14 protein-coding genes and 1 pseudogene are annotated in these 11179 nt (G+C 56.3%); 10 read left to right on the top strand and 5 right to left on the bottom strand.

Going from position 1 to position 11179, the window contains the following annotated elements:
* The first annotated feature begins 109 nt into the window (after positions 1-109).
* Positions 110-1321, top strand: coding sequence for a M20 aminoacylase family protein (locus CAGGBEG34_RS04745; RefSeq protein WP_006682690.1), 1212 nt, complete (start codon positions 110-112; stop codon positions 1319-1321).
* Between the two features lie 293 nt (positions 1322-1614).
* Positions 1615-1929, top strand: a complete 315-nt coding sequence (locus CAGGBEG34_RS04740) for a hypothetical protein (RefSeq protein WP_042688130.1) — start codon at positions 1615-1617, stop codon at positions 1927-1929.
* Positions 1930-1958: 29 nt separating this feature from the next.
* On the opposite strand, the gene CAGGBEG34_RS04735 is transcribed toward CAGGBEG34_RS04740, so the two are convergent.
* From CAGGBEG34_RS04735 to CAGGBEG34_RS04720, 4 genes are all read right to left on the bottom strand, one after another.
* Positions 1959-2711 (bottom strand): cytochrome c1, encoded by a 753-nt coding sequence (locus CAGGBEG34_RS04735; protein ID WP_006682688.1) that lies wholly within the window; start codon positions 2709-2711, stop codon positions 1959-1961.
* A gap of 9 nt (positions 2712-2720) precedes the next feature.
* Complete coding sequence (locus CAGGBEG34_RS04730; RefSeq protein ID WP_006682687.1) at positions 2721-4112, bottom strand: cytochrome b; 1392 nt, start codon at positions 4110-4112, stop codon at positions 2721-2723.
* Entirely contained in the window at positions 4113-4733 is a 621-nt protein-coding gene (gene petA, locus CAGGBEG34_RS04725; RefSeq protein WP_006682686.1) for a ubiquinol-cytochrome c reductase iron-sulfur subunit, read from the bottom strand.
* A gap of 247 nt (positions 4734-4980) precedes the next feature.
* Complete coding sequence (locus CAGGBEG34_RS04720; protein ID WP_006682685.1) at positions 4981-5727, bottom strand: Nif3-like dinuclear metal center hexameric protein; 747 nt, start codon at positions 5725-5727, stop codon at positions 4981-4983.
* Between the two features lie 48 nt (positions 5728-5775).
* On the opposite strand from CAGGBEG34_RS04720, the gene CAGGBEG34_RS04715 reads away from it, so the two are divergent.
* The gene (locus CAGGBEG34_RS04715; RefSeq protein WP_006682684.1) at positions 5776-6984 is read left to right on the top strand and encodes a trypsin-like peptidase domain-containing protein; all 1209 of its coding nucleotides are present in this window, start codon (positions 5776-5778) and stop codon (positions 6982-6984) included.
* Between the two features lie 9 nt (positions 6985-6993).
* Here CAGGBEG34_RS04715 and tatC read toward each other — a convergent pair whose 3' ends face one another.
* Positions 6994-7728 carry a twin-arginine translocase subunit TatC gene (gene tatC / locus CAGGBEG34_RS04710; RefSeq protein WP_006682683.1) on the bottom strand — a complete coding sequence of 245 codons (735 nt, stop codon included), beginning with the start codon at positions 7726-7728 and terminating at the stop codon, positions 6994-6996.
* Between the two features lie 212 nt (positions 7729-7940).
* On the opposite strand from tatC, the gene rpmB reads away from it, so the two are divergent.
* The 7 genes and pseudogenes from rpmB to CAGGBEG34_RS04675 all read left to right on the top strand — a co-directional run.
* Positions 7941-8174, top strand: coding sequence for a 50S ribosomal protein L28 (gene rpmB, locus CAGGBEG34_RS04705; protein WP_006682682.1), 234 nt, complete (start codon positions 7941-7943; stop codon positions 8172-8174).
* A gap of 10 nt (positions 8175-8184) precedes the next feature.
* Entirely contained in the window at positions 8185-8358 is a 174-nt protein-coding gene (gene rpmG, locus CAGGBEG34_RS04700; protein ID WP_006682681.1) for a 50S ribosomal protein L33, read from the top strand.
* Between the two features lie 39 nt (positions 8359-8397).
* The gene (locus CAGGBEG34_RS04695; protein ID WP_006682680.1) at positions 8398-8916 is read left to right on the top strand and encodes a DNA-deoxyinosine glycosylase; all 519 of its coding nucleotides are present in this window, start codon (positions 8398-8400) and stop codon (positions 8914-8916) included.
* Positions 8917-8964: 48 nt separating this feature from the next.
* A complete protein-coding gene (locus CAGGBEG34_RS04690) occupies positions 8965-9345 on the top strand; it encodes a c-type cytochrome (protein WP_081463746.1) in 381 nt (126 codons plus the stop codon).
* A 9-nt stretch (positions 9346-9354) separates the two neighbouring features.
* Complete coding sequence (locus CAGGBEG34_RS04685) at positions 9355-9708, top strand: c-type cytochrome (RefSeq protein WP_006682678.1); 354 nt, start codon at positions 9355-9357, stop codon at positions 9706-9708.
* A 6-nt stretch (positions 9709-9714) separates the two neighbouring features.
* Positions 9715-10473, top strand: a complete 759-nt coding sequence (gene surE, locus CAGGBEG34_RS04680; protein WP_006682677.1) for a 5'/3'-nucleotidase SurE — start codon at positions 9715-9717, stop codon at positions 10471-10473.
* A 45-nt stretch (positions 10474-10518) separates the two neighbouring features.
* Positions 10519-11175: pseudogene (locus CAGGBEG34_RS04675) on the top strand (protein-L-isoaspartate(D-aspartate) O-methyltransferase); the annotation flags it as partial.
* Between the last annotated feature and the right edge of the window lie 4 nt (positions 11176-11179).

Genomic DNA, 11179 nt, shown 5'->3' with positions numbered 1-11179 from the left:
ACAAAGGATTTAAAACCCGCCAGTTTGATTGAACGCAAGCGCACGGTTCACGCCGAAAAAAGCTAGAATTTTATTCGTTTTCAGCCTGATTCCGAGTGAGCTTAACCCCATGAACATCCTATCCGAAATCGAACAAGCGCGCGCAGAAATCCAGTCGATACGGCGCGCGATCCATGCGCATCCCGAACTGCGCTATGAAGAACACCGCACCGCCGAGCTGGTCGCGCATACGCTGACCGAATGGGGGATTGAGGTGCATCGCGGACTGGGCAAAACCGGCGTCGTCGGCACGCTGCGCGCGGGCGCATCGGCGCGCGCGATTGGACTGCGCGCAGATATGGACGCGCTGCCCATACAGGAACAGAACGCCTTCGCGCATCGTTCACAGAACGCCGGAAAAATGCATGCGTGCGGGCATGACGGCCATACCGCGATGCTGCTCGGCGCGGCCCGCTATCTTGCGCGGCGGCGTGATTTTGACGGCGCCGTCCATCTGATTTTCCAGCCGGCTGAAGAGGACGGGGCCGGTGCGCGCGCGATGGTCGAGGACGGTTTATTCAGGCGATTCCCGGTGAACGCGGTCTTCGGCCTGCACAATCGGCCAGGGCTTCCGGCAGGCACTTTTGGCGTGGCCAGCGGGCCAGTGATGGCGGCGAGCTGCGAGTTTGAGATTCTCGTCAAAGGGGTGGGCGCGCACGCGGCGATGCCGCATATGGGACGCGACCCTGTCTTTGCTGCGGTTCAAATTGCCAACGGGCTGCAAAGCATGATCACGCGCAATAAAAAACCGCTCGATACGGCGGTGTTATCCATCACCCAATTTCACGCCGGCGATGCGTTGAATGTCATTCCAGAAACCGCGCGGCTCGGCGGTACAGTGCGCGCCTTTGCGCCTGAGGCGCTGGATTTGATTGAGACGCGGATGCGCAGCATCGCGCAGGCCACCGCATCCGCCTACGATTGCGAAATTGCTGAATTCAGTTTTAGACGCGAATCGCCCGCGGTCATCAATAACGCGGCGGAAGCGGAACTGGCCGCGGACGTGATGACGGGAATCGTCGGCGCACAGAATGTAAACCGCGCGATAGAACCCACGATGGGCGCAGAGGACTTCTCTTATCTGCTGCGCGAAAAGCCGGGCTGCTATGCCTTTATCGGCAATGGCGACGGCGATCATCGCGGCGACGGGCACGGCGCGGGGCCGTGCATGCTGCACAACCCCAGCTACGATTTCAACGACGACATCCTGACGCTCGGCGCAACCTATTGGGTTCGCCTGGCGGAGGCATTTTTGCCGGTGAGCATGACGCCGGCTTTGTAGCGCGCGGCGCTTCCTTCCTGATCAGGCGCATTCCGCGCTGTCACTTTTTACTTTTTATCATATTCAGACTGAATTTATTACATAGCGCTGATAAAGAAAAAAAATAATAATTTCTTCATATCAAAAACCTGTCTGAAGACCGCCGATTAAAAGCGGCGTCATTTAAGCTTGCCGAACAAAGAGATTTTAAAGCGATTCTGGACCATCCAGATTTAAGAGATCAATGGAACAGGGAGACACTCATTAAAATCGTCAATGACAAGCTTTATTTAAAAGACTTTCATTTCGATCGAATGATATTTGAAAACCCGCATCTTTTGTCTCTTCTTTCAAAAGAGGATCGAATTGCCATCGCCGTCAGAAATGAAGCATGCAGGAAGATTATGCTGAATGATCCAAAATATAAGGAGGAATTTACTCTCCCTAACGTCAATCAAATCTATGAAAAAATGCCGCCGAGAACCTATGAATTTGCCAAAGAGGACTTCGTACGATTTGAGTATGCAGATATTCAGGCAGCCTTTTCCCAGAAAGAAATAGATGATTTCAATTCTCCGTACGGAGAAACTGAGCGTGATTTTGAAGTGAGCGTCGATGACTTTGTCTGAGAGACTGTTCACGATTCGCTGAAAAAGCGCTAATCGGCTTTGATTCTGTGCCAGTACGCCGCATTTAAACGCCATGCCAATACGCTGAATATGCCCAGAAACAGCACGACCCATACGCCAATCCGCTTGCGCTGTTGCTGGGTCGGCTCCGCCATCCAGACGAGATAAGACACCAGATCGGCCATCGCCGAATCATATTCAAGCGGCGTGAGCGCGCCCGGCGTGAGTTGCCGGTAGCGGGCGGGCATTTGCCCCTGCGCTGCCTGCGCGCCTTCCGGATGATCGAGCACGCGCTGCCCCTGAAGTTCCCATAACACATGCGGCATTGCGACATTCTCAAACAGGCGGTTATTCCAGCCGGTGGGTCTGGTGTCGTCGCGGTAGAAGCTGCGCAAATAGGTATAGAGCCAGTCCGCCCCGCGCGCGCGCGCAATGACGGACAAATCGGGCGCGGCGGTGCCAAACCATTCATTGGCGTCTTCCGCGCGCAGCGCCACGGTCATCGTGTCGCCAATCCTGTCCGCGGTAAACAGCAACTGGTCTTCAATCGCCTGTTTGGGAATACCGAGCGCCTGCAACCGGCTATAGCGCATTTCGCGCGCGCTATGACAGTTCAGGCAATAGTTGATAAAGAGCCGCGCGCCGCGCTGCAATGCGACGAGATCATTGCTGCGGTCCGGCGCGCGGTCCAGCGGAATCGCGGGTTCTTCCGCATGCGCCCAACGGGCAAACGGCGCAAGCAGCGCGATGAGTAACAGCAGAAGCGGCAGACGGATTTTCATCGGTGGGGTCTAATGCGAAGACGTCAGCCGCATGGGAACCGGTTTAAACCGCCCGCGCCGGCTCCAGAACGGCATCGCCAGAAAGAATGCGAAATACAGGACGGTGCCGGTTTGCGCCAGCGCGTTTAAAAGCGGCGACGGCGCGTGCGTACCGAGCGCGGCCAGCATCATAAAGTTCAATGCGAAGAGCATGATCAACGCTTTATGAAAGGAAGGACGGTAACGGATGGATTTGACCGGACTGCGGTCGAGCCACGGCAGAAAAAACAGAATCAGCACCGCGCCGCCCATCACGACCACGCCCCAGAATTTGGCTTGCGTGACCGCCATTGCCGCCAAAGCAAGCGCCGCGCCAAGCGCAATCGCGAGTTTGTGTTTCAAGCGCCGCGCGCGCAGCATGCCGAATGCGCTGATTGCGCCCAGTGCAGCCATCAGCACGATTTTGAACGTGTCCGTGGTCGCGCGCAGCATCGAATAAAAGGCAGTGAAATACCAGACAGGCGCGATTTCGGTCGGGGTTTTCATCGGGTCGGCCGGAATGAAATTATTTGCTTCCAGAAAATAGCCGCCCATTTCCGGCGCAAAAAATACAATCGCGCAAAACACCAGCAGAAACACGGCAACGCCCCATAAATCGTGCACCGTGTAATAAGGATGGAATGGAATCCCATCCAATGGAATGCCGTTTTCGTCTGTCTGCGCTTTGATCTCGATCCCGTCCGGATTATTCGATCCGACCGTGCGCAACGCGATCAAATGGATACCAACCAGCGCAAGCAATAGCAGCGGGATGGCGATCACGTGCAAGGCGAAGAAACGATTGAGCGTTGCATCGCTGACTACATAATCGCCGCGGATCCAGAGCGCCAGGTCGGGGCCAATCCCTGGAATCGCCGAAAAGAGATTCGTGATCACCTGCGCGCCCCAGTACGACATTTGTCCCCACGGCAGCAGATAGCCAAAAAACGCCTCGGCCATCAGGCACAGAAAAATCATGCAGCCGAATATCCAGACCAGTTCGCGCGGCGCGCGATAGGAGCCGTATAAAAACCCACGGAAAATATGGAGATAGACCACGACGAAAAACATCGACGCGCCGGTTGAATGGAGATAACGGAGCAACCAGCCCCACGGCACATCGCGCATGATGCGCTCGACCGAGGAAAAAGCCTGCGCCGCGTCCGGCTTGTAATTCATCGCCAGAAAAATGCCGGTCACGATTTGAATCGCCAGCACCAGCAATGCGAGCGAGCCGAAGAAATACCAGAAGTTGAAATTTTTGGGGGCGTAATAGCCGGTGATATGCGTTTTCCAGAAAGAGGCGATTGGAAAGCGGCGGTCAATCCAGGCTGCAAATCCCGTTGTGTGCGCGGGTGCATTCAGTGGTTTTCCATTCGCCATTTACGCTTCTCCCTGTTCATCCTTGCCAATCACAATCCGCGTGGGCGACAGAAACATATAGCGGGGCACGTCGAGATTTTGCGGCGCCGGTTTGTTTTTAAAGACGCGGCCCGCCAAATCAAATGTGGAACCATGACATGGGCACAGCCAGCCGCCCGGCCAGTCATTGGGCAGATTGGGTTGGGGGCCGGGCTGAAAGCGCGCGACCGGCGAGCAGCCCAGATGCGTACAGATGCCGATCAACACAAGCAGATAGGGATGTTCAGTCCGCGCGCGATAGGGGTTACGGCAATATTCGGGCAGCGGGATGGAAAACGGATGCTGAGACTGTGGATCGGCGACCTGCGCATCCGCCCTGCGCACCTCGGCCAGCATTTGATCAGTCCGCCGAATCACCCAGACCGGTTTGCCGCGCCACGCCACTGTCATCATCTCGCCGGCTTTGAGCGCGCCAATATCGGCTTCGACCGGCGCGCCCGCGGCGCGCGCGCGTTCGGACGGCGCTAAAGAGCCGACGAAGGGCATCGCCGCCGCAACGCCGCCCATCCCGCCTGCGACTGAAGTGGCAATCAGCCACCTCCGGCGGCTGCGGTCAATGCCATTTTTCTGTTTGCCCTGCATTGCCCCTCCGTTCAAAATCTGTTTACGATCTGTGACGAGCGCCCGTCAGCACATCATATAGCCAAGCGCATTTAATTTGAAACAAGGACGCAGCCGCGAAGACAGTATAGGGCTTGATGCAGGCGGAGCAGGCTCCATCGCGAAGCGATGGAGGCGACCCCGCAGCGAGCCCAAATAACGGAAAGCAAAGAAGCGAGATAGGGAAAATCAGTGAAAAATGCTCTAAATGCGCTTGGCTATATCGGCCCTACACTGGATTGTCGATATCAATAAAGCGATGCTCAAAACCAAATCGATCGGCCAGATGCTGGCCGAGCGCCTGCACGCCGTAGCGTTCGGTGGCATGATGCCCGGCCGCCAGATAGGCAACGCCCGACTCGCGCGCCAGATGCGTGGTGGACTCGCTGACTTCGCCGCTTAAGTACAGATCAGCTCCCGCCTGAATGGCGTCGCTGAAAAAACTCTGCGCCGCGCCCGTGCACCACGCCACGCGGCGAATCGAGCGCTTTGCATCGCCAAGCGCGAGCGGCGCGCGGCCAAGCGCGTCGTTCACCTGCGCCGAGAAGGCCGCGAGCGTGACTGGCTCAGGCAAGGTTCCAATCCATCCCAGTTCCTGATCGCCAAAACGGCCTTCCGCGCACACGCCCAACCGTTGCCCAAGCTGCGCGTTATTGCCGAGCTCTGGATGCGCATCGAGCGGCAGATGGTAGGCAAACAGGTGCATGCCATTCGCCAGCAATAAGCGAAGACGCTGATATTTCCAGCCGCGGATCGGCAAAGGCTCATTTTTCCAGAAGAAACCGTGATGTACCAGCGCTGCATCCGCGCCCCAGGCAAGCGCGGCTTCAAGCAGCGCCCTTGACGCCGTTACGCCGGTCGCGAGCTTTCTGATGTCCCGCTGTCCTTCCACCTGCAAACCATTCGGGCAATAATCCCGGAAACGGTCTACCTCAAGGAGAGGGTTTACGTACAATTCAAGCTTTGTGTGCCTCATCCTTTTCCCTTTCCTTTTTCTTTACTTTTCCTCAAGCGCCTGTCCTCTATGCTCAAACGTTTCTGGCTGCTGTTCGCGCAATCGGTGACTGTGCTCCTCGCGCTTCTGTTCATCATCGCGGCGCTCAAGCCGCAATGGTTACAGAAGCACGGATTATCGAATCTGCGCCTGTTTGCGCCGGGCATTGCGCTGCATGAAGCGCCGCCCGGAACCGATACCCCCCGCGCGCCGCCGGGCCTTTCCTATGCGGAGGCCGCGCACAAGGCCATGCCTGCGGTGGTCAATATATTTTCAAGCGCGTCTGTTGCGCGTCCGCACGGCCTGGATACGGACGATCCTCTATTCCGCTTTTTCTTCGGCGACCAGTTGCCGCGCGAACAGCCCGCCTCTACGCTGGGTTCCGGCGTCATTGTCAGTTCGCAAGGCTATATTCTGACCAACGAACATGTGATTAATAGCGCCGATGAAATCGAGGTTGCACTCGCCGATGGGCGCACCGCTTCCGCCAAGGTGATCGGCGCCGATCCCGAAACCGACCTCGCCGTTCTGAAAGTTCAACTGAACAATTTGCCCAGCATCGCCCTGGGCCATATCGAACAGGCGCGCGTCGGCGATGTGGTGCTGGCAATTGGCAATCCGTATGCGGTCGGGCAAACCGTCACGATGGGTATTATCAGCGCGCTCGGACGCAATCATCTGGGGATCAGCAAATTTGAAAATTTTATCCAGACGGATGCCTCGATTCACCCCGGCAATTCGGGCGGCGCGCTGGTAGACATCGAGGGTCATTTACTGGGCATCAATACGGCGATCTATTCATCGCTCAGCAATGGCGGCTCGTTGGGCATCGGTTTTGCGATTCCCGTCTCGACTGTGCGCGCCGTATTTGAGAGCATTATCGCCACCGGCACAGTCACCCGCGGTTGGATCGGCATCCAGCCGCAGGAGCTGACGCCTGAAATTGCCGAATCCTTTGATCTGAAACGCACTTCCGGAGCGATTGTGGCGGGCGTATTGCGCAACAGTCCGGCGCAGCGCGCCGGCGTGCAGCCGGGCGATATTCTGATCCGCGTGAACAATGAGGAGATTCACGATACAACGCAACTGATGAATGTGATTGCGCAACTCAAGCCAGGCGCACGCGCCATGCTGCATATTGTGCGTAAAAACAAAACGCTGAAGCTGCCCGTCAAAATCGCCAAGCGTCCAGCGCCGCAGGCGCCGATCAATCGTGACGATGCCGAACTGAACGAATGATTTTGTCTGTTATAAACGGCGCGTGATGACTCGCGCCGCCCACAAGCCCGCTTCATACAGCGCGACCAGCGGCACCGCGAGCATCAGTTGCGAGATCACGTCTGGCGGCGTCACGATGGCCGCGACGATAAAAGCGCCGACAACCGCATATGGCCGGCTTTTCTTCAACTTTTCAACGGTCAATGCGCCGGTGTGAACCAGCAGCACCACCGCGACCGGCACTTCAAACGCCATTCCAAACGCAACGAATAAAGTCAATACAAAGCTCAGATAATGGCTGATGTCCGTTGTCATCTGCACATTCAGCGGCGCGTTGTAATGCGCCATGATGCGAAACACCGTCGGAAACACGACAAAATACGCAAACGCCATGCCCGCCAGAAACAGGGCATAGCTGCTCCCGACCAGCGGCGCAATCCACTTTCTCTCATGCCGGTACAAGCCCGGCGCGACAAAGGCCCACAGTTGGTACAGCACAAATGGCAGCGCAATCACCAGCGCCAGCAGCAGCGTGACTTTGACCGGAACGAAGAACGAGCCAGTCACATCGGTCACAATCATCTTGCCATCCTTCGGCAAATTCATCAGCAGCGGGCGCGCCAGCCAGCGGAAAATATCCGCCGCCCATCCGACCAAGCCAAGAAATACCAGCGCCACCGCGAGCAAGGCGCGAATTACACGCCGGCGCAGTTCGACCAGATGAGAAATAAAAGAGTCCGCGGATGTTGTGTGTTGATCATTCATGCAGAAACCTGGTCGAGCCTTTCAAACAGTGATACAGGATTTTTGATGCACTGGCGCCAAAGAGACTGCGCGGGGTCTATAAACCGGATCGCAAAGCATTCGGCTTCGAGGTGCATGAAGATCACCTCGACGATATGATCCGTATTCTCGCAGTTACTTTTGCTAGAATTGTCGGTTTTAGTTTTTAGATCTTAAAAATTCAGGAGTGCGTCATGGCGCGCAGATGTCCAGTGACTGGAAAACGGCCTATGGTTGGCCATCATGTTTCCCATGCAAACAATAAAACCAGGCGCCGTTATTTGCCCAATTTACATGTCCGCCGCATTTGGATCGAGAGTGAAAACCGTGCGATTCGAGTGCGTATTTCAAATGCTGCACTCCGTTTGATTGACAAGAAAGGCGCCGATGCTGTACTGGCCAGTCTGCGCGCGCGCGGCGAAATCTGAGGAGTCATGCATGGCAAAAGGCAGACGCGAAAAAATCAAGCTGGAATCCAGCGCCGGCAGTGGTCATTTCTATACCACGACAAAAAACAAGCGCATCAAGCCGGATAAATTAAAACTGATGAAGTTCGATCCAAGCCCTGATGTACGCAAGCATGTGCTGTACACGGAAACGAAGCTGAAATAGCCCGGAGCGTTTTGATCGAAATCCGCGCACTCCGAGCGCATGCGCCATTTGCAAAAGATAGATGCGCAGTTCAAAGAGATGCAGAGATTACATGGTTTTCCGCCCGTCATCACGTCCGATTCACGGGTACTGATTCTCGGCAGCTTCCCAAGCGAAGCATCGCTTGCTGCGGCGCAGTATTACGCGCATCCGCGCAATCAGTTCTGGCGGCTGCTTGGCGCCGCGTTGAATGTGCCGCTGGCGCAACTGGATTACGCTGCGCGCCTCGAACGTATGCTTGCGCATCGGATTGGACTCTGGGATATCGTTGCCGCATGTGAACGGCAAGGCAGTCTTGATACGGCGATCCGCAATGCAACGCTCAATGGACTGGATCAGTTACGGCAATGCGCGCCTGGACTTGGAAAAATCTGTTTTAATGGCGCTACAGCCGGGCGGCTCGCACCGATGATGCGCGCCGCCGGGTATCAAACCTTGATTCTGCCATCGTCCAGTCCGGCGCATGCGGCCCGCTCATTTGAGCAAAAACTGGAGCGATGGCGCGAGATTCCCATTTAAAATACGCTGAATTTTTATTCAATCAGACAGAAGCAAGCGCCTTGCATGATGAAGAGACCGGAGTTTCGCACAGCCGCGCTGGGTCTCATATGGCTAGCCGCATCACAATTGTCCGTTACCGCGCATGCCGTGGGCGTCGCGGATGCGGCGGGCAATGCGCAGGCAGGCGCGGGCAAGGTTGCGATGTGTATCGGATGTCACGGCATTGAAGGTTACCGCGCGGCTTTTCCGGAAGTGTACCGGGTGCCCATGATCGGCGGGCAGAATGCAAAATATATTGAAATCGCATTGCACGATTACAAAAAGGGGAACCGTAAATATGCCACGATGCGCGCTATTGCCACCTCGCTCAGCGATCAGGATATCGCGGATATTGCCGCGTATTACGCTGCGCAAGCGCCCTCAAGCCGGAATAATCCCGATAAATAAATGATCTAGATGCGTACCGGTTCATTTGTATTCGCCGCTGCAGCGCTGAGCGCACTTTCCGCCCATCCAGTCCATGCCGCTCATCCCGCCCGCGGCCGCGCGCTGGTTGAGCGCAGCACCTGCGCCGCCTGTCACGGCAAGGATTTAAACACACCGATCAGCGCGGACTATCCAAAACTCGCGGGCCAGCACGCGGATTATCTATATATCACGATGCGTGCCTATCAAAACGGCGGCAATTCAATCATTGGCCGTAAAAACCCGATTATGGCCGCGCAAATGCAGAATTTTTCACAACGGGATTTGCGCGATATCGCCGCGTATATTGAATCGCTGCCGGGCGATCTGGTATTGAAAAAATAGGGCCCGATGCGAATTCTATTAAGCAATGATGATGGCTATCTTGCCCCCGGCCTGGCTGCGCTCTATCAACTCCTGCAACCCTTGGGCGAGGTTCTGGTGTTTGCGCCGGAACGCAATTGCAGCGGCGCGTCAAACTCGCTGACCTTATCGCGTCCGCTTTCCATCTGGACGGCGGAAAACGGTTTCCGCTATCTAAACGGTACGCCCACCGATTGCGTGCATATTGCATTAACAGGCGTGCTCGATACCCAGCCTGATCTGGTGATTTCCGGAATCAACGACGGGCAGAATATGGGAGAAGATACGCTCTATTCAGGCACAGTGGCTGCGGCAACCGAAGGCTTTATGTTTGGCGTTCCGGCGTTCGCGTTCTCGCTGGCCGATAAAGGCTGGGCGCATCTGGATGCGGCTGCGCGCACGGCAGCCGATATCATCGCGCATTATCTTAAAATGCCGCTGCCTGCGCCGTTCCTGCTCAACATTAACATCCCCAACCGGCCTTACCATGAAATGGGTCGCTGGCGGGTCACCCGTCTGGGCAAGCGTCATCCCTCGCAGCCCGTGATTCCTCAGACAAATCCGCGCGGCCAGCCCATTTACTGGATTGGCGCGTCAGGCGATGTCCGGGACCGGAGCGACGGAACGGATTTTCATGCGGTTGAACGCGGTGAAGTGTCGATTACGCCGTTGCAGCTCGACCTGACAGATCAGCCAATGCTGGCCACGGTGAGCGAGTGGGCGCACGCCGCTGCCCTGCTCTTTTGATGTAGGCTGGAATTGCAAGGAAATTCCGGCTCACATCCGGACGCCGCATTGGCTTCGGCGCGCGTTCGCGCGCGCATGGTCGAGCGTCTGAATGCCAATGGGGTGCGTGATGCGCGCGTACTGGACGCGATGCGGGCCATTCCGCGGCATTTATTTGTCGATGCCGGATTTGCGGCGCGCGCGTATCAGGAAGACGCGCTGCCGATTGGTGATCGCCAGACGATTTCCAAGCCCTTTGTCGTGGCACGGATGATTGAACTGGTTGCCTCAGGGCGCAGGCTGCGCAAAGCGCTTGAAATTGGCACCGGCTGCGGTTATCAGGCGGCGGTGTTAAGCCAATTGGCGGATGAAGTGTATTCAGTCGAGCGCATTAAAGCATTGTGTGAACAGGCGAAAAACAATCTGCGCCAGGTTGCGCATACTGAAAAACGGTTACCTCTTCTGAATCTGAGACTACACTACGGTGATGGCCGCTTGGGTCTGGCAGCGGCGGCGCCTTTCGATGCCATTGTCATTGCGGCTGCGGGCATGAAAATTCCAGATGCGCTGCTGGATCAACTCGACATCGGCGGGCATTTGGTAGCGCCCGTTGGCGGAGACACGCAGGTATTGACGTTGATTGAGCGCACCGCGGCAAAACAGTGGCGCGAGTCCCGCCTTGACCGAGTTTTCTTTGTTCCTTTGGAATCTGGAGTGATATAAGAAA

The sequence above is a fragment of the Candidatus Glomeribacter gigasporarum BEG34 genome (assembly GCF_000227585.1).
GTDB classification, from domain to species: Bacteria; Pseudomonadota; Gammaproteobacteria; order Burkholderiales; family Burkholderiaceae; genus Glomeribacter; species Glomeribacter gigasporarum_B.
Note: the sequence above shows the minus strand (reverse complement) of the source record. Positions and strands in the feature narration are given on the sequence as shown.